Origin of the sequence: Mycobacterium sp. OAE908, assembly GCF_017872775.1 — a bacterium.
Lineage (GTDB): Bacteria > Actinomycetota > Actinomycetes > Mycobacteriales > Mycobacteriaceae > Mycobacterium.
The window spans coordinates 4,430,408-4,450,956 of record NZ_JAGGJL010000001.1 but is presented as its reverse complement, the minus strand read 5'-3'; the positions used below and the strand labels follow the sequence as shown (position 1 = coordinate 4,450,956).

Genomic DNA, 20,549 nt, shown 5'->3' with positions numbered 1-20,549 from the left:
GCCATGACCAAGCCAGACGAACGAGGCTCACGCGACACCGGATCGGATTTGCCCTCAGGCGGGCCCGCTGACCGGCCGTCCGGGGCGTACAAGGGCGACGAGTCCGTTCCCGAACATGGCGAAGCCGAGAAGCCCGACTTCGAAACGGGCTTCACGACAGAACCACCGCGCGACGTGAAACCCGAGGTGCCGCCTTACGAGGGTCGTCAGACGACGGCCAAGCCGGACAGCGGTCAGGGTGATGAGGGCGGCGCACGCACCGGCGGTGCGGTGAAACCGACGAGCGAGGCCAGCTCGAAGGACTCTTCGGCCAGCGGCGGAACCACCTCACCCGCGCAGGAACAGCCGGCGTCGCAGGCCCCGGAGACAGGTCGCAGCGACGACGGTGTCGATGCGCCTGCACATACGCCGGGGACCGGGCGCGCCGAGAACAAGCGTTAGCGATTAGTGCACGAAAGTCGGCGCTCAGCGCGGATTTTCGTGCACAAGTCACCACTGATCACGCGGGACGTCGAAGTCGGCGCACAGCGCCCGCCAGACGTCGCGGGGGTCAACGCCGTCCTCGATAGCCTGCGCGGCGGTCCGTCCGCCGAGCCCACTGAGCACGTGGTCGACGAGCAGGGAGGCGCCGCGCACCGAGCCGAACTGGCCGGCGACGAGTTCCTGGAATTCGGTCAGCCGCACGCACCCAACTTACGCTGAGCTCGCGAGCGCTTCATGGCACACCCGTACCGGATCTGCGACATCCGCGGCGCTGGCACCGGCGGCTCGGGCTGCCTCGCGATAGCTCGGCTTCGACAACACCTCGCCGACGGCAGCCGCCAGCGTTTCCGAAGTCAACGGTCGCACCAGCTGTGCACTGCCTTGTCGCACAAGGCGATTCGCGATCTCCCACTGATCCCCTCCGCCGGGCACCACCACCATCGGCACACCGGCGAGCAGCGCCTTGGCCACCAGCCCGTGCCCTCCGCCGCAAATCACCAGATCTGCATTGGTCAGCAGTTCGTCCTGTCGGCCAAGGCCGACCACGGCCCACGGCGGCACCGAGATGTCGGCCCAGCCAAGCCGGGACACCACCACGCGGGCGCCGTCGGGCAGCGTCTCCCCCGGCCGTAGCGCCTCGAGCGCCAACTCCGCCATGCCGACGGCGCCGGTCACTGCCGTCGACGGTGCGACGACCACGACCGGCCCCGACCCGGGCGGTATCTCCAGCACCGTCTCTGTCGGTTCGAAGTGCAGCGGACCGACGACCACCGCCTCCTGCGGCCAGTCGGGGCGCGGCACTTCGAGAGCGGGCAGCGTCGCGATGAGACGCCGTTGCGGCCCGGGATCGCTTGCGGGTAAACCGATTTCGACTCTGGCCGCCGACCGCTCGCGCAGCCCCTGCCGCCATGACCGACCCGACAGCGCCCGCAATGCAAAGTCACGCAGCCGGCCCCGCAGCCCGACACCCGGCGCCAGCCCGCTGCCAAGCGGCGGCAATCCCTTCGACGGCCGGTACAACGGGGAAGGGCTGAGCTCGACCCACGGCAGTCCCATCAACTCGGCCGCCAACCCGCCGCAGGCGGTGATCACATCGGAGACCACGAGGTCCGGCGCCAGCCCGCGCAGTCGCGGCACGTTGAGCACCGCCATGCGCGCTGCGCGTTGATGGATCTTCGCACCGGCGTCGGCGTCGTCGTCGGCGGCGGTGGGGTCGAGTCCGGCGAGCTCGACAGCGCCCAGCCCGGCCTGCCGCGCGGTGTCGAGCCATCGGGTTCCGGTCAGCAGCGTCGGGGTGTCCCCTGCAGCGAGAAACCGAAGACACAACGCAATGGCCGGAAGGGCGTGCCCGGGATCCGGCCCGGCAACCACGGCGACCCGCACTGGCCTACCCTGCCACAACCCCCGACGACTACTCTGGCGGCCATGACTGACCAGGTTTCCGCGGTTGGCTCGGACGTCGACAACGCCCGTACCGTCGAGAATTTTCTCTACGCCGTCCAGGACGAAGACTTCGATACAGCCGATTCCCTGCTTGCCGACCACATCGTGTGGCAGAACGTCGGTCTGCCGACCTTGAGGGGCCGTCAGCGGATCGTGAAGCTCATGCGCCAGGGACAAGGCCGACTCGGCTTCGAGGTGAAGATCCACCGCATCGCAGCACAGGGAAACGTCGTGCTGACTGAGCGCACGGACGCGTTGATCGTCGGGCCGGTCCGGCTCCAGTTCTGGGTCTGCGGAACCTTCGAAGTGCACGGCGGCCGAATCACGCTGTGGCGCGACTACTTCGATATGTTCGACATCTTCGTCAAGGCGCCACTGCGAGCGATCGCGGGATTGGTGGTGCCGTCATTGAAGCCGTCGTTCTAGTGGCCGAAAACCCTTCCCGCACCAAGCCGAACCTGTGGCAGTACATCGGCTACTGCTACGGCCGCCGCCTGCCGGATCCGATGCGGGACTGGGTACGCGAGGACCTTGCGGGCAAGGGCGCGACTGCCAGGACGATGGTGCGCGCGGCGATACCCGCGCTCATTGTGCTCTCGCCGTTCTGGTTCATCCCGATGTCGCTGTATCTCCATCTGAGCACGACGCTGCCGATCTTCATCCCGTTCGTGCTGTTCTCCCATGCGCTGAACAAGGTGTACCGCCGCCATCGGCTCCGTCAGCACGGCCTGGACCCTGCCCTCGCCGACGAGCTCAGGCGCAAGAAGGACGCGCACATCCACGACGCCTACATCGCGAAGTACGGTCCCCGGACAGGCCCGTCCAGTTCGCACGACGTCTAGGCGCCGCGCAGGTGGCCTAGTTCGTCGAAGGCCTGCGCCCAGCCCATCAGCCGGTCGGTGGCGTTGACCAACTCGTCGCGGTAGCGCTGCTGCGACATCGGCGAGCTGGCTGTCGACACCAATTGCGCTGCGGCGGTGACCATCTCGTTGTACTGCCGGGCACCGGAATCGAGCTGGGCACTGAACGCGGCGATCGTCGGGGTGAGGTGTGATCGCGACTGCGGCGCGGAACAGATCGCGCGCTCCATCGAAACCACTTCATTGGCGGTCGCCGCCATGGTGGCCGCGGTTTGGTTGGCCGCCGCGGTGAGCTCGCGCAGTTCGTCGGCGGGCAGCATCCGGCCGCGCTCCATCACGCCGAGCAGTGAGAAAAACCCGCGTTCGGAGGCGGCCAGGGCGGCCATCGGCTGCCGGGCCGCAGACCCCCAAGGCGGAAGCCGCCTGCCCTCACGCCGTGGTGGCGGCAGCGGTTCGCCTCGCAGCCAGCGATAGCGCAGGAAGGCCAGCGTCGCGAGGAACGCCGCGCCGACCGCGATCGGCGCCGGGATGAACAACGCCCACGCAGGCGTGCTCCACGACGCCAGCAGCGCCGTCACCCCCACCCAGAACACGCTCGAGACCGTGAGGAAAATCGCCAGCCGCAGCGCCCAGCGCCGCTTGCGCATCAACTTGGCCCGCGGATCCGCTGCCGCATTGAGCTTTTGAGCCAAGACATCCGACCAGTCCGCGGCGGTGTCGACCCCGCGTTGCACAAGCGTGCGCCATGCTTCTGGTCGACCCGCGCGTGTGTTCACTGCCCCGTCCTACGAAAGTTATTGCGACAGCGGGTTTTCCGGTGTCGCTTGGGTATCCGTCACTGGTGTTGCGGGTGCCGCCGCAGGAGCGCCACCGGCCGGCAGCTGTTCCCCGCGCATCGACGCCCGAATCTGTTCCAACCGGGAATGCCCGGCCATCTGAACGCTGGCCTGCTGCACCTCGAGCATGCGGCCCTGCACCGAGTTCTGCGCCAACTCCGCTGAGCCCATGGCGTTTGCGTAGCGCCGCTCGATCTTGTCGCGCACCTCGTCCAGGCTGGGCGTCGTGCCCGGCGCGGCGATCTCGCTCATCGACCGCAGTGACGCGCTGACCTGCTCCTGCATCTTGGCCTGCTCCAGCTGCGAGAGCAGCTTGGTGCGCTCGGCGATCTTCTGCTGCAACACCATCGCGTTCTGCTCGACGGCCTTCTTGGCCTGTCCGGCCGCCTGCAGCGCCTGATCGTGCAACGTCTTGAGGTCTTCGACGCTCTGCTCGGCCGTCACGAGTTGCGCGGCGAATGCCTCGGCGGCGTTGTTGTACTCGGTGGCCTTGGCGGCATCACCTGCAGAGGTGGCCTGATCGGCCAGCGTGAGCGCCTGACGGACGTTCACCTGAAGCTTCTCGATGTCGGCCAACTGACGGTTGAGCCGCATCTCCAGCTGGCGTTGATTGCCGATGACCTGCGCCGCCTGCGTGGACAACGCTTGGTGCTGGCGCTGAGCCTCCTCGATGGCCTGCTGAATCTGCACCTTCGGGTCGGCGTACTCGTCCACCTTGGAGCTGAACAGCGCCATCAAGTACTTCCACGCCTTGACGAACGGATTGGCCATCAGATCACTTCCGCCTTCGTGTCGTTGTGTGTGCTGTCTGCCAACTTATCGGTTCCGCGCAGATCGCTACACCGTGTGCGGCCGTTTTGCCGGTCAGGCCACAGCCATCGACACGACCTGCGGGATGACGACCTTCGTCGTGGCGTCGATGTTGGGGGTTCCGGCGCGCGGGAGGGCCGCGAGCTCTTCGCGGGCCATCTCCTCGCCCGCGTCGGTTAGCACCCGCGACAACGGGATGTCCAGAGCGCCACAGATGGCGCTGAGCAGTTCGCTCGACGCCTCCTTGCGGCCACGCTCCACTTCCGACAGGTAGCCCAGGCTGACCCGGGCGGTATCCGAGACTTCACGCAGGGTGCGGCCCTGGTCGGTGCGGGCACGACGAAGCACGTCGCCGATCACCTCGCGCAGCAATGCCGTCATCATGTCCTCCCTCACTGGGCGTTGATTATTACGGCAACGCTGCCCGGCACCGTGTTGGTTCCCGGACGGCTCAGATCGGTGTCATCTGTTCTTCGCGCAAGCGCTCATCACTGAGATTCGACGAGCGCGCGCAGCCTCGCGATCGCCTCATTCACCGCGGCAACCCTTATTTCCCAGCGTGAACCCGACAGCGCCAGCTCGACGACCTCGGTGTCGACCGGCCCGGCCAGGCCGAGAAACACCGTGCCAACGGGATGGCCGCCGTGCGGCTCGGGGCCCGCCACCCCGGTCAGCCCGACGCCCCAGGTGGCCGCGCAGCGCTGCCTGGCTCCCACCGCCATCGCGCGCGCCGTCGGAGCCGCGACGGGCCCGACCGCGTCCAACAGCTGCGGCGCCACCCCCGCCAACGCGATCTTGGTGTCCTCGATGTAGGTGATCAGGCCTCCGCGCAACACCACGCTGGCGCCCGCGACCCCCGCCAGGGTGGCGGCAAGCAGGCCCGCGGTCAGCGATTCGGCGGTCGCGACGCTCTGTCTGCGGACGGTCAGGTCGGCGATCAGCGCGCGAGCGTCCTCAGTGACCAGCGGGTCGTCCACGCGAATCCTTGACCGCCGACACGACGTAGTCCGCGCCCGTGAGCACCGTGAGCGCCACTGCGGCCCACATCACCACCCATGCGCCGGTCAGCCAGGGCCCGGAGAGCGGAAGCACGAACAGACCGATGGCGACGCCCTGGACGAGCGTTTTCAGCTTGCCGCCGCGGCTGGCCGGAATGACGCCGTGTCGCAGCACCGCGAATCGCAGGGCGGTGATGCCGATCTCACGGACCATGATCACCGCGGTCACCCACCACGGCACGTCGCCGAGCATCGACAGCCCGATCAGCGCCGCTCCGATGAGTGCCTTGTCGGCGATCGGGTCGGCCAGCTTGCCGAACTCTGTCACCATCCCGTAGCTGCGGGCCAGCGCGCCGTCTAATCGGTCGGTGATCACCGCGACCGCGAAGACGATGAATGCGGCTATCCGCCAAAATGTTTCATGCCCGTCGCCGACGAACAACAAGACAAGGAAGACGGGGACCAACACCATTCGCACGCCGGTGAGCATGTTGGCGATGTTCGCGACACGGGCGCGCGGAACCACCGGATCGATATCTGGCTGGCCCGACACCGCAACAGAATATCGGTTGCCGCGACAGTTACCCTCGCACGTGTGACTGGAGCGCCTGCGCGGGTTGTCGTCCGGCGTGCCCGCACGTCCGACGTCCCGGCCATGAAAGCACTCGTCGACATCTACTCCGGCAAGATCTTGCTCGAGAAAAACCTCGTGACGCTCTACGAAGCGGTCCAGGAATTCTGGATCGCCGAACTCGACGGCGAACTGATCGGCTGCGGCGCGCTGCACGTGCTGTGGTCGGACCTCGGCGAGATCCGCACCATCGCGGTGCACCCGAAGGTGCGGGGCCAAGGCGTCGGCCACGCGATTGTCGACCGACTACTGGACGTCGCCAGGGAACTCCATCTGTCGCGGATCTTCGTGCTCACCTTCGAGGTCGAATTCTTCTCCCGGCACGGCTTCGAGGAGATCGAGGGCACGCCGGTCACCGCGGAGGTCTATGAGGAGATGTGCCGCTCCTACGACACCGGCGTGGCAGAGTTCCTGGACCTGTCCTATGTGAAGCCCAACATCCTCGGAAATACCCGAATGCTGTTGACGCTCTGAGGCGTACCGTTTCAGGTGTGCGGCGTCGAATAGCGTTCTGTGTCGCGGCGGCCTCGATGGCTGCGGCGGGGTTGCTCGCGTCCGCACCCGCACAGGCCGGCCCACCGCAATGCGGCGACGGCCCGATCGTCATGGCCGGCTGCACGGGGCCTGGCGACTGCACCGCGGTGATCGACAATCAATGCGTCGGGGTCCAGCCGCCGCTGCTCCCGCCGCCGCCGGACGTCAGGGTCGGCCTCGAAGGCGGCATCGGCGTCGGGGCTTAGTCGCCGTCTTCGTCGTCGTCCCCGCCGTTGGCATCCGAGCCGCCACGGATCAACGCCAGCGTCCCGGCCAGTTCGTCGGGCTTGACCAACACCTCGCGTGCCTTGGAGCCTTCACTGGGGCCGACGATGTTGCGGGTCTCCATCAGGTCCATCAGCCTGCCCGCCTTGGCGAAGCCCACCCGCAGCTTGCGCTGCAGCATCGACGTCGAGCCGAACTGGCTGGACACCACCAACTCCACGGCCTGCAGGAACACGTCCATGTCGTCGCCGATATCGGGGTCGACGTCGGTGCGCTCGCTGTTGGGCTTGGCCTTGGTGACGCCCTCGGTGTACTCGGGCTCGGCCTGGTCCTTGCACGCCTGCACGACGTGGTGGATCTCGTCGTCGGTAATGTAGGCGCCCTGCAGTCGCAGCGGCTTGTTCGCGCCCATCGGCAGGAACAGCCCGTCGCCCATGCCGATCAGCTTCTCGGCGCCCTGCTGATCGAGGATGACGCGGCTGTCGGTCAGCGACGACGTCGCGAACGCCAACCGCGACGGCACGTTCGTCTTGATCAGACCCGTGACGACATCGACCGACGGTCGCTGCGTGGCCAGCACCAGATGGATGCCCGCGGCGCGCGCCTTCTGCGTGATCCGCACGATGGCGTCCTCGACGTCGCGGGGCGCGGTCATCATCAGGTCGGCCAACTCGTCGACGATCGCGACGATGTAGGGATACGGCCGGTATTCGCGCTGACTGCCCAGCGGCGCGGTGATCTCACCGGAGCGCACCTTCTTGTTGAAGTCGTCGATGTGACGCACGCGCGACGCCTGCATGTCCTGGTAGCGCTGCTCCATCTCCTCGACGAGCCACGCCAACGCCGCCGCGGCCTTCTTCGGCTGCGTGATGATCGGCGTGATCAGGTGCGGAATGCCTTCGTACGGCGTGAGTTCCACCATCTTCGGGTCGATCAGGATCATCCTGACCTCTTCGGGCGTCGCCCGCGCCAGCAGCGAGATCAGCATCGAGTTGACGAAACTGGACTTGCCCGAACCCGTCGAGCCGGCCACCAGCAGGTGCGGCATCTTCGCAAGGTTGGCCGAAATGTACTCGCCCTCAATGTCCTTGCCGAGGCCGATCACCAATGGGTGGTGATCGCCACGGGTGGCCGGGTCGGTGAGCACATCGGCCAGTCGCACCATTTCGCGGTCGACATTGGGAACCTCGATGCCCACCGCGGACTTTCCGGGGATCGGCGCCAGCATACGCACGCTCTCGGTCGCCACCGCATAGGCGATATTGCGTTGCAGCGCAGTGATTTTCTCGACCTTGACGCCGGGGCCGAGTTCGACCTCGTAACGGGTGACGGTCGGTCCGCGGGTGCAGCCGGTGACCGCTGCGTTGACCTTGAACTGATTGAGCACCTCGGTGATGGCCTCGATCATCCGGTCGTTGCCCGCACTGCGTCGCAACGGCGGATCGCCTGCGATCAATAGATCCAGCGACGGCAGCGTGTACGGGCCGTCGACCACCCGGTCCACCACGATCGCCTGCTTCTTGGCGGGTTTCTTCTTGCGGGTCTTGACCGTCGGCTCCGGAACCGTTGGCGCCTCGTCGTCGATCGGATAGTTCTCCATCGGCGTGCCGCCCGGCCACGGCTGCGCCTCGTCCTCCTTGTACGACGCCGGGTCGTCGTAGTAGCCGTCCGAGAAGTCTTCGGGCTCTTCGTCGTACGGCCCCTCGTCGTAGTCCTCGCCATAGACCTCACCGCGGAATGCGCGCGCGGAGAACATCCGCTGCAGTGTCGCGGGCACTTCGCGGATGGTCGTGCCGGTCACGAGCAGCAGTCCGAACAGCGCACCGATGAACAGCAGTGGCGCGGCAATCCAGGCGGTGAGCCCATCGGACAGCGGGCCGCCGATGGCGAACCCGAGGAACCCTGCGGCGTGTTGACGCTCGGCCGGGCCCATCGGCGAACCCGCCCACAGGTGCCACAGTCCGAGGAAGGGCAGCGTGATCATCGTCGCGCCGAGGATGAGTCGCGGCCGCGCGTCGGGGTCGGGCTCGGTACGCATCAACACGACGGCGATCCCGCCGAGCACGATCGGGACCAGCACGACTGCCGACCCGATCATCGTCCGCAGGACGCTGTCGATCCATCCGCCGACGGGACGGGCGGCGTCGAACCACGAACTGGCGGCGATCACCACGGCGATGCCCAGCAGCGCGAGCGCGATGCCGTCGCGGCGGTGGCCGGGCTCGAGGTCACGGGCGCGGCCGACGGACCGGGCGGTCGAACCGGCTCCCTTCGCCAGCATCAACCAGCCGGCGCGAACCCCGCGGCCGACCGTGGCACCCGCCGACGAAACGGCGGACGGGCTGCGCCGCGGTGCTGGCTTGCGACGGGCTGCCGGGCGGGCCCCACCCCGCGAGCCGGCCTTTGACCTGCTCGAACGGGCACCGGAGCGGGCGGCGGTCTTACTTGGCATGCCTCCCAGCCTAGTCGCAGCAGCCCCATATTCACCATCTGCCACACGGGTCACAGAAACGTATCAATTGGGCGGCTGTGAGGCCCTACGGTGCCGAGATGACCACAACCGAGCCGGCAACGGCCCTTCCCACGTCAAGCAAGGTGCTGTGCGCTGTCTACGCCGTCATCGCGGCGGTGGCCCTGATCGCCACGTGGAGTCAGAACGCCGCGTACTTCGACGACCCGGGAGGCTTCCTGCTCGACTTCCTCAACGACTCGAAGGTCACGCCCGCGTCGCGGTCATTGTCGGCCGACATTGTGCTGTTCTTCCTTTCTGCGGGGATTCTGATGGTGATCGAGGCACGCAAGCACGGGGTGAAGTACGTGTGGGCCTACATCGCCGGCGGTTTTGCCATCGCAATCAGCGTGACGTTCCCCCTGTTCCTGATCGCCAGGGAACTTCGCATCGGTAGGTCCCAAACCACTCGGTTGGGCGCTGCCGACCTTGTGTTGCTCGCGCTGCTCGCGGTGGTCGCGGTTGGCTCGACCATCTGGGTCGACATGGGCTGACCGAGACGGAAACCCGCTAGGTAGGCTAGGCAACTGTCCAGCACGTACTCAGCGAGGAGTCCCATGCCCATCACTGTCGTCGCCACCATGAAAGCCAAGCCCGAGTCGGTGGACGCGGTCCGCGACGCATGCAAGCAGGCCATCGAGGCGGTGCACTCCGAGCCCGGCTGCGACCTCTACTCGCTGCACGAGGCCGACGGCACCTTCGTTTTCGTCGAACAGTGGGCCGACGCTGACGCACTGAAGACCCACAGCACCGCGCCCGCGGTCGGCGCACTTTTCGGGACGGTCGGCGAACTGCTCGACGGCGCACCGGACATCAAGATGCTGCAACCCGTCGTTGCCGGTGATCCCGCCAAGGGCCAGCTGCGTCCCTAATGGCTTCTCTCGCAGGCAAAGTCGCGTTCATCACCGGCGCTGCCCGCGGTCAAGGCCGTGCCGAGGCGCTCCGGTTGGCTGCTGACGGCGCAGACATCATCGCCGTCGACATCTGCGACCAGATCTCTTCGGTGCCCTATCCGATGGCCACTGCCGACGACCTGGCCGCCACGGTCAAGCTCGTCGAGGACACCGGCGCGCGAATCATCGCGCGGGAGGCCGATGTTCGCGACGACGCGTCGTTGGCCTCTGCGTTGCAGGCCGGGATAAACGAGTTGGGCCGACTCGACATCGTGGTCGCCAACGCCGGAATCGCGCCGATGGAGTCTGGCGCGCAAGGCTGGCGAGACGTCATCGACGTCAACCTCACCGGCGTGCACAACACGGTCGAGGCGGCGATGCCGCGCATGGTCGAGCAGGGTGAGGGCGGATCGATCGTGCTGATCAGTTCCGCTGCGGGGCTGGTAGGGATCGGCGGTGGCGACCCCGGATCGCTTGGCTACACGGCAGCCAAGCACGGCGTGGTGGGACTCATGCGCGCCTATGCCAATCACCTCGCGCCGCACAGTATCCGCGTGAATTCGATTCACCCCAGCGGTGTTCTGACGCCGATGATCGACAACGATCACACCCGCCAGTGGCTGTCCAACATGCTCGCCCAGTCGAAGCAGCCACCGGACATGGGCAACGCGATGCCGGTGCAGGTGCTCGATCCGGAGGACATCGCGGCCGCGGTGGCGTGGCTTGTCTCTGACGAGGCCCGCTACATCACCGGTGTCACGTTGCCCGTCGACGCAGGTTACGCCAACAAACGCTGACCATGGCGCGAAATCCCGCTGCGCAGACCGCCTTCGGCCCGATGGTGCAGGTGGCCATCGAGCAGTACGAACCCGCCGCGCGCCGTCTGGTCACCGACGACCTTGCCCTGTCCTTCCTGCCAACCGGCCAACGCGCGTTGGTCCGCGCGATGCGGTGGCCGCTGTTGCGTGGGATGACGATATCGGCGGGCGAGCGGGCAGTGCCAGGGTCGTGGGCGCTGATCGCGTGCCGCAAACGGTTCATCGACGACAAGCTCGGCGAGGCGCTCGCGAGCATCGATGCCGTCGTCGATCTGGGCGCCGGCATGGACACCAGGGCTTACCGGCTAGCGCGACAGTCCGACGTCCCCGTCTTCGAGGTCGACCTGCCGATCAACATCGAGCGCAAGAAGTCCACCGTACAGCGAGCGATTGGCGCGGTTCCCGCGTCAGTTCACTTGGTGCCGTTGGATTTTGAGCGTGACGACCTGATGAAGACGCTGAGCGCGCGGGGCTACCGTGAAGACGCGCGCACGTTTTTCATCTGGGAGGGTGTGACGCAGTATCTGACGGAGGACGCGGCGCGGGCCACACTGGATGCGCTTCGAGCCGCGCCTGCGGGAAGCCGGCTGGCGTTCACCTATGTGCGCAGGGATTTCATCGAGGGTACGAACCTGTACGACGCCGCGATCCTCTACAAGAAGTTCCGGCAACGCCGGCAGGTGTGGCGCTTCGGATTGGATCCCGACGAGGTTTCGGGGTTGCTGGCCGAATACGGGTGGCACCTCCTCGAGCAGGCCGGGCCGGAGTACTTCCAGCAGCACTACATTCGGCCGTCCGGACGGAATCTGGGCGCCTCACAGCTGGAGTGGTCGGCCTACGCGGAGAAGCGCTAGCCGACCGCTCATGGCGTGTCTTGCCAATGCCTGGCCAACGGCGTGCCGCTGAACTTCTCCAGCATCACGCGAGAGAATGCAAGCAGCGCGCTGCGCGGCCGGTGGTTGACGACGATCTGCTGCGTCTGACCGGCGTCGTTGAAGTTCACCAGAACGATGACACGGGTGTGCGCGCCACGGATGTCGGTGGTGTAGATCTCCAGGAAACCGTCGTCGCCGCAAGGTCCGGCGTAGCTGAATTGCTGGTTGTCGTAGAGCTCTTTCGCCGCAACGACGATCGACCGGACATCCGCCGCTCCATGCGCAGCACCATCCATTGCCGCCGCCTCGAGAGTGGCGTCCTCGGCCAAATTGTCGAGCCACTCCGGGTAGTAAGGCTTGCCCATGTATGTCATGCCGCTCCTCCCTTAGATGACGATGTTGCGCTGGGCACCTTCAAGATAGTTCCCGGCCCGCGATGGCGTTTGGCATCTGCCCGGCAGCCCCCAATCCCCTAGCGGGACCGGCTTCTGAAATCCCTAACGGCATCCCGCGGACCTAGGCTCTGATCCCGTTTCGCCAGTTCAGCACTGCACGCCAATATTTCAATCATGTACTCCGAGCAAGAAACGGCGACCGCAGTGTTGCGGTCACGCGCGCCTCGGATCGTCACTGTCTACCGGGTGCGCATCGGGCACTCGTACGCGGCGTGCTCATGTGGTTGGTCGGCGCGCCCGCGGGTCTTGAAAGCCGCGGCATGCCAGGACGCATGGCTGCACGCGGCCGACAGTGACTGCGACGTCAACGTCCCGTTGGTGATTCCTGCGAATTGATGTCCCGCGATCGCCGCGGTCAGATTTCAATGACGGTCGGGACGATCATCGGCTGGCGGCGGTAGGTCTCCCCGACCCACTTGCCGACGACGCGACGCACCGCCTGCGCGATCCGCGTCACTTCGGTGATGTTCTCTGAGGCAAGGAATTCCAGCTCTTCTTCGACCTTGGCCGCCACCGGCTCCAACGCCTTCGGATCCTCGGAGAAACCTCGCGAGTGCAGATGCGCGGGGGCTGCCGGCTTACCGGTGCCGCGGCGCACCACGACCGTCACGGCGATGAATCCCGACGAGAGGACGAGGCGCTCACCCAGGGTTGCATCGCCCACGTCACCCGTGATCAAGCCATCGACGAACATCTTTCCAGTTGTCACCGCACCCGCGATCGACGCCCTGCCCGCCACCAGGTCGACGCTTACGCCGTTCTCCGCCAACATGATCGCGTCCGGCGACACGCCAGTGCGCTGCGCCAGCCTGGCATTAGCCCGCAGCATCCGCCACGTGCCGTGCACCGGCATCACGTTGCGCGGGCGCACCGCATTGTAGAGAAACAACAGCTCGCCGGCGTACGCGTGCCCCGAAACATGGATTCGCGCTTGAGCGTTGGTGACGACACGAACGCCGATCTTGGCCAAGGCATCCAGCACACCGAAAATCGCCTCTTCGTTACCCGGGATCTGCGACGACGACATGATGATGAGATCACCAGACGTCAGCGTGATGCTGCGGTGCTCACCACGCGACATCCGCGACAACGCGGCCATCGGCTCACCCTGCGTCCCGGTGGTGACCAGTGTGACCCGCTCGGGCGCCATCATCTCCGCCGCGCCGATGTCGATTACATCGTCGTCTGCGACCCGCAAATAGCCGAGTTCCTTCGCAATCCCCATGTTGCGCACCATCGACCGGCCCACGAACGCCACCTTGCGGCCTAGCGCCACTGACGCATCGATGATCTGTTGCACACGGGCGACATTGGAGGCGAAGCACGCGACGATGACCCGGCCCTCGGCGCCGCGGATCAGTCGGTGCATGTTCGGCCCGATCTCGCTCTCCGACGGACCGACGCCAGGAATCTCGGAATTCGTTGAGTCGCAAAGGAACAAGTCCACTCCGCTGTCGCCCAGCCGCGACATGCCAGGCAGGTCGGTCGGCAAGTCGTCCAGCGGCAACTGGTCGAGCTTGATGTCCCCCGTGTGCAAAACGGTGCCCGCGCCGGTGTGTATCGCGATCGCCAAGCAGCCCGGAATCGAGTGGTTGACGTGGAAGTATTCGCACTCGAACACGCCGTGCCGGGAGCTCTGCCCCTCACCTACCTCCACGAACACCGGCTTGATCCGGTGTTCGCGGCACTTCTCGGCCACCAGCGCGAGGGTGAACTTCGAGCCGACCACCGGAATGTCGGCTCTCAGCTTGAGCAGGAACGGAATCGCACCGATGTGGTCCTCGTGCGCATGCGTCAGCACCAGCGCCTCGATGTCGTCCAAACGGTCTTCGACATGTCGAAGATCGGGCAGGATCAAGTCGACCCCGGGCTCGTCGTGCGTCGGGAACAACACGCCGCAGTCGACGATCAACAACCGGCCGAGGTGCTCGAAAACCGTCATGTTGCGGCCGATTTCGCTGACTCCGCCCAGCGCGGTAACCCGCAACGCCCCTGGGGCCAAGGGCCCCGGCGGTTTGAGTTCTTCGTTCACTACCGCAACACCGCGGCGGCACGCATGTCGGCGGCCAGCGCTTCGACTTGGTCGGGAGTGGCCGGGATCTGAGGCAATCGAGGATCGCCGACCTCGATACCCTGCAGGCGCAGTCCAGCCTTGGACAGGGTGACGCCACCGAGGCGCGCCTGCGCATCACTTAGGGGCCCGAGCGTGACGTTGATCTTGCGGGCCGTCGCGACGTCTCCAGAGTTGAACGCGGACAACATGTCTCGCAGCTGACCGGCGGCCAGATGTCCCCATACGCTGACGAAGCCGACGGCACCCATCGCGAGCCAGGGCAGGTTCAGCGCGTCGTCACCCGAGTAGTACGCGAGTCCGGTCTCGGCGATGATCTGCCCGCCGCCGTGCAGATCGCCCTTCGCGTCCTTGACCGCGACGATATTGGGATGCTGCGCCAGCGTGCGCATGGTCTCCCACTCGATCGCGACGACCGACCGCGGCGGGATGTCGTACAGAATCACGGGCAGATCGGTGGCGTCGGCCACCGCGGTGAAGTGCGCGAGCAGCCCCGCCTGCGGCGGGCGCGAGTAATACGGCGTCACGACCAACAGGCCGTGTCCGCCCTCCGCGGCGCAGGCCTTCGCCAGATGCACACTGTGAGCGGTGTCGTAACTGCCCGCACCGAGGACGATCCGCGCCCGGTCACCGACCGCCTCCAGCACTGCCCGCAGCAGCGCGATCTTCTCGTCGTCGGTGGTGGTCGGCGACTCTCCCGTGGTGCCATTTAGCACCAGGCCGTCGCAGCCGGAGTCGACAAGGTGGGTCGCAAGGCGGGCGGCGGCGTCCGTGTCCAGCGACCCGTCGGGCTTGAACGGAGTGACCATAGCGGTTAGCACGGTGCCCAAACGGGCGGTCACGTCGAATCCGCTGGTACTCACGCGCCACAGATTACCCGCTCGACCTCACGGTTCCGTAGCTATATACGCCCGGCGGCGTCACGCCTCGGTCGCCAGCGGCGACGTGGCCACTTCGCTCCCGTCAGCCAGCGTGGATATCTCGAAGTCGGAGAAAACCTGGGGGGCGACAGCGATGAGCTGACGCAAACACTCGATCGCGAGGCGGCGAATCTCGACGTCGGCGTGCTCGCTGGCTCGCATCGCGATGAAATGCCGCCAGGCCCGGTAGTTTCCGGTCACCACGATGCGCGTCTCGGTCGCATTCGGCAGCACCGCGCGGGCCGCCTGCCGCGCCTGCTTGCGCCGCAGCACCGCGTTCGGCTGGTCGGCGAATTTCGCCTCCAGCCGGGACAGCAACTCGGTGTAGGTCGCCCGGCTGGCGTCGGCCGCCGCGGTGAAGATGTCCTGCAGCTCCTCGTCGTCCTCCATGCCGGGCGGCACCACCACCTGCGCGTCGTGCTCGGGGACAAATCGCTGCGAGAGCTGTGAATAGGAGAAGTGCCGGTGACGGATCAGCTCGTGGGTGCACGACCGCGAGATGCCGGTGATGTAGAAGGTGACCGAGGCGTGCTCGAGCACCGAGAAGTGCCCGACATCGATGATGTGGCGCAGGTACGCGGCGTTCGTCGCGGTCTTCGGATTCGGCTTTGACCAGCTCTGATAGCAGGCCCGCCCGGCGAACTCCACCAGCGCAGGGCCGCCGTCGGCATCGGTGCTCCACGGCACGTCCGGCGGCGCCAAGAACTCGGTCTTGGCGATCATTTGCACGCGTAGCGGCGCGGTCTCGGCCACGGGCACACCCTAACGTGACGCTTGCCGATGTGGATTCAGTCGGTGAGCACGCCGGCGCGGTGCATCGCCGTAGTGATGAGCTCGAAGTCGATCGCACCGTGATGGCGCGCCAGCTCGTCGGCGTCGTCCCCGCGGCCGTCGGCAATGGCCCGCACCAACTGCTCGTGTTCGTGCAGCGCCCGTAATTCCATGCCGCGCATGGTCGATGGCTCACCCCACAGATGCGCGGGGGAACCGATACTCACGGTGGCCTTGAGGTCGAGCAGCACCTGCTTGAGGACGTCGTTGTGGGCGGCGTCCATGATCGCGAGGTGGAACCGGCTATCGGCCTGCTGCGCCGCCAGACCGCTCTCGGCCGTCCGGTAGGCCTCGAATCTGGCTTGCAGCACAGACACATCGTCGTCAGATCGAGACTCCGCGGCCGCGCGACAAACCGTGCCCTGCAGTCGGCAGATCGCGTCGCAGCGGTCACGTAGGTCGTCGAGTCGCGCCCGCAGGGTGCGGCCCACCACATCGGTCGATGACTCCGGCCACTGGTCGAGCACATACGACCCGCCGCCGCGACCCCGGCGCGTTTCCAACAGGCCCCGCTCGACGAGGCGCGCCAGCGCGGCCCGGACCGTCATCCGCCCGGCGCCCAGCGACGCGGCGAGATCGCGTTCGACCGGCAGCCGGGCACCGGGCAGGTATTCACCGATCGCGATCGCGGTGATCAGCCGGTCGGTGACCTCGTCGACCCGGGACGAGGTGTCCAGCTGCTGTTGGAGCAGCCCCGGCAGTTCCCCGTCACCTGCGGGTGCTCCGTTGTGCGCCATCTGCAAATGTTAAATCTCGGTCAATGGTCTTGTCATGAGACCTTTACGGGTTCATGCTGAGCGCCATGGCTTCTACGACCAGGCTGGTCCCGTTCCGTGGCTACGAAACCTGGGTGCAGATCACCTCGCCCGACGATGCACGCAGCGGAGCCCTTCCCTTGTTCGTCCTGCACGGCGGCCCGGGAATGGCGCACAACTACGTGCGAAACATCGCCGAACTCGCAGGCGAGACGGGCCGCACCGTCATCCATTACGACCAGATCGGCTGCGGCAACAGCACGCACCTGCCTGACGCCCCCGCCGACTTCTGGACGCCCGACCTGTTCGTCGACGAGTTCCACACCGTGCGCGAAGCACTGGGCATCGACGAGTACCACCTGCTCGGCCAGTCGTGGGGCGGAATGCTCAGTGCGGAGATCGCGGTGCGGCAACCGCCCGGGCTTGCGTCGCTGTCGATCTGCAACTCCCCGGCTTCGATGGAACTGTGGATGGCCGGTTGCGCGGAGTTGCGAGCACAACTGCCTGCAGAGACGCAGGCCGCGTTGGACCGTCACGAGCAGGCTGACACCGTCACCGATCCGGAGTACCTGGAGGCGACCAACGAGTTCTACCGTCGCCACTTGTGCCGGGTCGACCCGATGCCGCAGGACCTGGTCGACACGATCACGCAGATGGAGGCCGAGCCGACGGTCTACCACACCATGAACGGCCCCAACGAGTTCTACGTCTGGGGCACCCTGCGTGGCTGGAGCATCATCGACCGGCTGGCCAAGATCACCGCACCGACATTGGTGATCGCAGGCGAGTTCGACGAAGCGACGCCAGCGGCCTGGCAGCCCTACGTCGATCACATCGCAGACGCGACAAGCCACGTGTTCAGCGACGCCAGTCACTGCTCACATCTGGAGAAGCCCGAGGAATTCCGCGCTGTGGTCGCCGACTTCCTCGCCAGCCACGACGCGGTAGCCCGCATCTAGCCCACCCCTCACATCCCGATAGGACGCTCATGGACGCTCAGCGCACGCTCGAATCCTTCGGCTACAAGCAGGAATTGCATCGCTCGGTGGCCACCGTCGACCTACTCGTCTACGGGCTCATCTTCATGGTGCCCATTGCGCCGTGGACGATCTTTGGTGTCGTCTACAACAGCGCCGGGGGCATGGTGCCGTTGGTGTACCTCATCGGCCTGATCGCCATGGTGTTCACGGCGATGGCGTACGCGCAGATGGCCAAGTCGTTCCCGTTGGCGGGGTCGGTGTTCTCGTATGTCGGCCGCGGAATCCATCCCGGCGCAGGCTTTTTCGCCGGGTGGGCGATCTTGCTGGACTACTTGCTGATACCGACGCTGCTGTACGTGTTGGCCGCCGAATCGATGATCGGTTTGTTCCCCGGGACGCCGAGATGGATGTGGGCGCTGGTGTTCGTCGCCGTCAACACCGTGATCAACCTGCTCGGGGTCGACTCGCTGAAGATCGCCAACCGGCTGTTCCTGGCGCTCGAACTGGTCTTCCTGGGGATCTTCGTGGTGATCGCGGTGCGCGCCATCAACGGCGACTCGCTGCCCAACGTGCACTGGAGCACCACGCCGATCTGGAACCCCGAAACTGTCAGTGCGCCCTTGATTGCCGCGGCCCTGTCGATCGCTGTGCTGAGTTTCCTTGGCTTCGACGGTATTTCGACACTCGCCGAGGAGTCCACCGGCGAGAAGAATCCAGCCGGCAAGGCGATGATCGGCGCGCTGTTCATCGTCGCGTTCTTCTTCATCGGTCAGACGTGGTTGGCCAGCCTGCTGGCGGGCGGACGGGAATCGTTCAGCGATGACGAGGCGGGCAATGCGTTCTTCAAACTGGTCGAGGCGGCGTCGAGCACCGGTTGGATGAATGCGTTCTTCGTCGTCAACGTGCTTGCCGTCGGTTTCGCCAATGCGATGGCCGCGCAGGCAGCCACCAGCCGGCTGCTGTACTCGATGAGCCGTGACCGCCAGCTGCCTGGCTTCCTGTCGAAGGTCAGCTCCCGCCAGGTGCCGATGGCCGCGATCCTGGTGGTGAGCGCGATCAGCGTCGTGCTCGTGCTGTTCTTCGTCGGGCAGATCGCGTTGATCTCGTCGCTGGTGAACTTCGGTGCGCTGTTTGCCTTCTGCCTGTTGCACGTGTCCGTCGTCTGGTACTACATCGGGCGCAAGAAGTCGAAGAACTACCTGCTGCACCTCGTTGTGCCGACGCTCGGTTTCCTGATCATCGGGTACGTGCTGTTCAACGCGGACTCCCTGGCGAAGATCGGCGGCCTCGTGTGGCTGGTTGTCGGCACGGTGGTGTTCATCGTCAACACGGTGCGCGGTCGAGGCGTGCCGGACCTCAGCGAGGAACGCACAGTGCGCGGCGAAGGCATCACCCCAGAGCCCGCGACAGCTGCGCCGTCAGATCACCCCGGTCCCCAACGGTGACATCAGAGAGCCCCAGCCACGACGCCATCGTTCGCAGTTCCGTAGCCATGGCCTTGGCGACCCGCGACTTGTCTTGACCGGGTTCGGCAAACGCTCCGACGACGTTCAGCGCGTCGCGGGTGCGCTCGGCCTTGAGGTCGACGCGGCCGACGAGTTGTCCGTCGAGCAGGAAAGGCCATACGTAGTAACCGAATTGGCGCTTGGGCGCGGGAACGTAGATCTCGATGCGGTAATGGAAATCGAACAGCCGCTCCACCCGGGGCCGAAAGAAGATCAACGGGTCGAACGGGCATAGCAGCGCCGTCCCGCGATCGCGTCTCGGAATGCTCTGACCCGCAGGCAGATACGCCGGCGCTGACCAGCCGTCGACCTCGACCGGCTCCAACTCCCCATCGGCCACGAGTTTGGCGATCGCAGGCTTCGACCGTTTCGGAGACAGCCGGAAGTAGTCGCGGATATCGGTCTCCGTTCCGACACCGAGCGCCGTGGCCGCCCTCAGCGTGAGCTCTCGCACCGCTTCCTCGTCGTCGACCTCGCGGGCCACCACTTCCGGCGGCAGCACGTTTTCGACGAGGTCGTAATGGCGGGCGAACCCGATGCGGGTCTCCGTCGTCAGCACTCCGGCCGAGAACAATGCCTCCGTCACCCATTTGGTGTCGCTGCGGTCCCACCATGGGCCCTTCTTGCCGGGGCGCTCTTCGCCGACGTACTGCTCGATCTGCCCGGCCGTCGACGGACCGTGCTTGGCGATCGCAGCGACGATGTCGTCGGCGAGCCGCTTCCGTTTCTTGACGACCTCGGTGCGCCACCGCCCGTGGGTGTACTCACGCATGCGCCATCGCAACAGCGGCCAGTCGTCGACGGCCATCAACGCGGCCTCGTGCGCCCAGTACTCGACGAGCAGCCGAGGCGAACGCGTGGTGTGGCTCCACGCGGCACGGTCCAGCACGTCACGGTCGTAGGGTCCGAGCCGGCTGAACACCGGCGCATAGTGGGCGCGCACCGCCACCGACACCGAGTCCAGCTGCAGCACCTGGATGCGTGAGATGAGCCGCCGCAGATGCGCGCGGGTGACCGGGCCACGCGGCTTCGGCTCGGCGAAGCCCTGGGCGGCGACGGCGATGCGACGCGCCTGGGCGCCCGTCAGAGTCGGCGGCATCTCGTCATCGTGCAGCAC

The 20,549-nt window shown here is 66.3% G+C and carries 26 protein-coding genes; 12 read left to right on the top strand and 14 right to left on the bottom strand.

Translation table 11 applies throughout. The features are described 5' to 3' along the window. The first annotated feature begins 3 nt into the window (after window positions 1-3). A complete protein-coding gene (locus J3E61_RS21985; protein ID WP_210084964.1) occupies window positions 4-441 on the top strand; it encodes a hypothetical protein in 438 nt (145 codons plus the stop codon). A gap of 48 nt (window positions 442-489) precedes the next feature. Here the strand turns inward: J3E61_RS21985 and J3E61_RS21980 are convergent, their stop codons facing one another. Both J3E61_RS21980 and J3E61_RS21975 read right to left on the bottom strand, forming a co-directional pair. Beyond that, a complete protein-coding gene (locus tag J3E61_RS21980; RefSeq protein ID WP_192720950.1) occupies window positions 490-684 on the bottom strand; it encodes a DUF3046 domain-containing protein in 195 nt (64 codons plus the stop codon). Between the two features lie 9 nt (window positions 685-693). Continuing rightward, window positions 694-1,866, bottom strand: a complete 1,173-nt coding sequence (locus J3E61_RS21975; RefSeq protein WP_210084963.1) for a glycosyl transferase — start codon at window positions 1,864-1,866, stop codon at window positions 694-696. A gap of 42 nt (window positions 1,867-1,908) precedes the next feature. Between J3E61_RS21975 and J3E61_RS21970 the strand changes: the two genes are divergently transcribed. Both J3E61_RS21970 and J3E61_RS21965 read left to right on the top strand, forming a co-directional pair. Next, window positions 1,909-2,352, top strand: a complete 444-nt coding sequence (locus tag J3E61_RS21970) for a nuclear transport factor 2 family protein (protein ID WP_210084962.1) — start codon at window positions 1,909-1,911, stop codon at window positions 2,350-2,352. Then, window positions 2,352-2,768 carry a DUF5313 domain-containing protein gene (locus J3E61_RS21965; protein WP_210084961.1) on the top strand — a complete coding sequence of 139 codons (417 nt, stop codon included), beginning with the start codon at window positions 2,352-2,354 and terminating at the stop codon, window positions 2,766-2,768. Before J3E61_RS21970 ends, J3E61_RS21965 begins: the two co-directional genes overlap by 1 nt. Here the strand turns inward: J3E61_RS21965 and J3E61_RS21960 are convergent. The 5 genes from J3E61_RS21960 to pgsA all read right to left on the bottom strand — a co-directional run bounded on the left by J3E61_RS21960 (window position 2,765) and on the right by pgsA (window position 5,983). Then, on the bottom strand, window positions 2,765-3,562 hold the full coding sequence (locus tag J3E61_RS21960) for a hypothetical protein (protein WP_210084960.1): 798 nt from the start codon (window positions 3,560-3,562) through the stop codon (window positions 2,765-2,767). The two genes, J3E61_RS21965 and J3E61_RS21960, sit on opposite strands and share 4 nt — an antisense overlap. Before the next feature lie 18 nt (window positions 3,563-3,580). After that, window positions 3,581-4,393 carry a PspA/IM30 family protein gene (locus J3E61_RS21955; RefSeq protein ID WP_192720955.1) on the bottom strand — a complete coding sequence of 271 codons (813 nt, stop codon included), beginning with the start codon at window positions 4,391-4,393 and terminating at the stop codon, window positions 3,581-3,583. Between the two features lie 93 nt (window positions 4,394-4,486). Continuing rightward, window positions 4,487-4,813 carry a helix-turn-helix transcriptional regulator gene (locus J3E61_RS21950; RefSeq protein WP_210084959.1) on the bottom strand — a complete coding sequence of 109 codons (327 nt, stop codon included), beginning with the start codon at window positions 4,811-4,813 and terminating at the stop codon, window positions 4,487-4,489. Window positions 4,814-4,920: 107 nt separating this feature from the next. Then, complete coding sequence (locus J3E61_RS21945; RefSeq protein WP_210084958.1) at window positions 4,921-5,409, bottom strand: nicotinamide-nucleotide amidohydrolase family protein; 489 nt, start codon at window positions 5,407-5,409, stop codon at window positions 4,921-4,923. Then, a complete protein-coding gene (gene pgsA / locus J3E61_RS21940) occupies window positions 5,387-5,983 on the bottom strand; it encodes a CDP-diacylglycerol--glycerol-3-phosphate 3-phosphatidyltransferase (protein WP_210084957.1) in 597 nt (198 codons plus the stop codon). Before pgsA ends, J3E61_RS21945 begins: the two co-directional genes overlap by 23 nt. A 42-nt stretch (window positions 5,984-6,025) precedes the next feature. Between pgsA and J3E61_RS21935 the strand changes: the two genes are divergently transcribed. Both J3E61_RS21935 and J3E61_RS21930 read left to right on the top strand, forming a co-directional pair. Continuing rightward, a complete protein-coding gene (locus J3E61_RS21935) occupies window positions 6,026-6,535 on the top strand; it encodes an amino-acid N-acetyltransferase (RefSeq protein ID WP_192720959.1) in 510 nt (169 codons plus the stop codon). A gap of 17 nt (window positions 6,536-6,552) precedes the next feature. Beyond that, window positions 6,553-6,801, top strand: coding sequence for a hypothetical protein (locus J3E61_RS21930; RefSeq protein WP_192720960.1), 249 nt, complete (start codon window positions 6,553-6,555; stop codon window positions 6,799-6,801). Here the strand turns inward: J3E61_RS21930 and J3E61_RS21925 are convergent. After that, window positions 6,798-9,272 (bottom strand): DNA translocase FtsK, encoded by a 2,475-nt coding sequence (locus J3E61_RS21925; RefSeq protein WP_210084956.1) that lies wholly within the window; start codon window positions 9,270-9,272, stop codon window positions 6,798-6,800. The two genes, J3E61_RS21930 and J3E61_RS21925, sit on opposite strands and share 4 nt — an antisense overlap. Window positions 9,273-9,370: 98 nt before the next feature. Between J3E61_RS21925 and J3E61_RS21920 the strand changes: the two genes are divergently transcribed. The 4 genes from J3E61_RS21920 to J3E61_RS21905 all read left to right on the top strand — a co-directional run bounded on the left by J3E61_RS21920 (window position 9,371) and on the right by J3E61_RS21905 (window position 11,894). Beyond that, window positions 9,371-9,823 (top strand): DUF2834 domain-containing protein, encoded by a 453-nt coding sequence (locus J3E61_RS21920; protein WP_210084955.1) that lies wholly within the window; start codon window positions 9,371-9,373, stop codon window positions 9,821-9,823. A 63-nt stretch (window positions 9,824-9,886) separates the two neighbouring features. Beyond that, complete coding sequence (locus J3E61_RS21915) at window positions 9,887-10,201, top strand: antibiotic biosynthesis monooxygenase (RefSeq protein ID WP_192720963.1); 315 nt, start codon at window positions 9,887-9,889, stop codon at window positions 10,199-10,201. Further along, a complete protein-coding gene (locus J3E61_RS21910; RefSeq protein WP_210084954.1) occupies window positions 10,201-11,019 on the top strand; it encodes a mycofactocin-coupled SDR family oxidoreductase in 819 nt (272 codons plus the stop codon). Before J3E61_RS21915 ends, J3E61_RS21910 begins: the two co-directional genes overlap by 1 nt. Window positions 11,020-11,021: 2 nt before the next feature. Beyond that, complete coding sequence (locus J3E61_RS21905; RefSeq protein WP_192720965.1) at window positions 11,022-11,894, top strand: SAM-dependent methyltransferase; 873 nt, start codon at window positions 11,022-11,024, stop codon at window positions 11,892-11,894. An 8-nt stretch (window positions 11,895-11,902) separates the two neighbouring features. Here J3E61_RS21905 and J3E61_RS21900 read toward each other — a convergent pair whose 3' ends face one another. Next, the gene (locus tag J3E61_RS21900; RefSeq protein ID WP_210084953.1) at window positions 11,903-12,289 is read right to left on the bottom strand and encodes a hypothetical protein; all 387 of its coding nucleotides are present in this window, start codon (window positions 12,287-12,289) and stop codon (window positions 11,903-11,905) included. Between the two features lie 195 nt (window positions 12,290-12,484). Between J3E61_RS21900 and J3E61_RS21895 the strand changes: the two genes are divergently transcribed. Beyond that, window positions 12,485-12,706 carry a hypothetical protein gene (locus J3E61_RS21895; RefSeq protein WP_192720967.1) on the top strand — a complete coding sequence of 74 codons (222 nt, stop codon included), beginning with the start codon at window positions 12,485-12,487 and terminating at the stop codon, window positions 12,704-12,706. Window positions 12,707-12,725: 19 nt separating this feature from the next. On the opposite strand, the gene J3E61_RS21890 is transcribed toward J3E61_RS21895, so the two are convergent. Genes J3E61_RS21890 through J3E61_RS21875 form a run of 4 tightly spaced genes read right to left on the bottom strand, consistent with a single transcriptional unit; the run spans window position 12,726 to window position 16,929 of the window. Next, window positions 12,726-14,402, bottom strand: a complete 1,677-nt coding sequence (locus tag J3E61_RS21890) for an RNase J family beta-CASP ribonuclease (protein WP_192720968.1) — start codon at window positions 14,400-14,402, stop codon at window positions 12,726-12,728. Further along, entirely contained in the window at window positions 14,402-15,304 is a 903-nt protein-coding gene (gene dapA / locus J3E61_RS21885; RefSeq protein ID WP_192720969.1) for a 4-hydroxy-tetrahydrodipicolinate synthase, read from the bottom strand. Before dapA ends, J3E61_RS21890 begins: the two co-directional genes overlap by 1 nt. 57 nt (window positions 15,305-15,361) lie before the next feature. Then, entirely contained in the window at window positions 15,362-16,114 is a 753-nt protein-coding gene (locus J3E61_RS21880; RefSeq protein ID WP_210084952.1) for an FAD-dependent thymidylate synthase, read from the bottom strand. 35 nt (window positions 16,115-16,149) lie between these two features. After that, the gene (locus tag J3E61_RS21875; RefSeq protein WP_210084951.1) at window positions 16,150-16,929 is read right to left on the bottom strand and encodes a FadR family transcriptional regulator; all 780 of its coding nucleotides are present in this window, start codon (window positions 16,927-16,929) and stop codon (window positions 16,150-16,152) included. A gap of 53 nt (window positions 16,930-16,982) precedes the next feature. On the opposite strand from J3E61_RS21875, the gene J3E61_RS21870 reads away from it, so the two are divergent. Continuing rightward, a complete protein-coding gene (locus J3E61_RS21870; protein ID WP_210084950.1) occupies window positions 16,983-17,906 on the top strand; it encodes a proline iminopeptidase-family hydrolase in 924 nt (307 codons plus the stop codon). Between the two features lie 29 nt (window positions 17,907-17,935). Continuing rightward, window positions 17,936-19,372, top strand: coding sequence for an APC family permease (locus J3E61_RS21865; protein ID WP_210084949.1), 1,437 nt, complete (start codon window positions 17,936-17,938; stop codon window positions 19,370-19,372). Here the strand turns inward: J3E61_RS21865 and J3E61_RS21860 are convergent. After that, window positions 19,317-20,531 carry a YcaQ family DNA glycosylase gene (locus J3E61_RS21860; RefSeq protein WP_210084948.1) on the bottom strand — a complete coding sequence of 405 codons (1,215 nt, stop codon included), beginning with the start codon at window positions 20,529-20,531 and terminating at the stop codon, window positions 19,317-19,319. The genes J3E61_RS21865 and J3E61_RS21860 overlap by 56 nt on opposite strands. Window positions 20,532-20,549 lie beyond the last annotated feature (18 nt).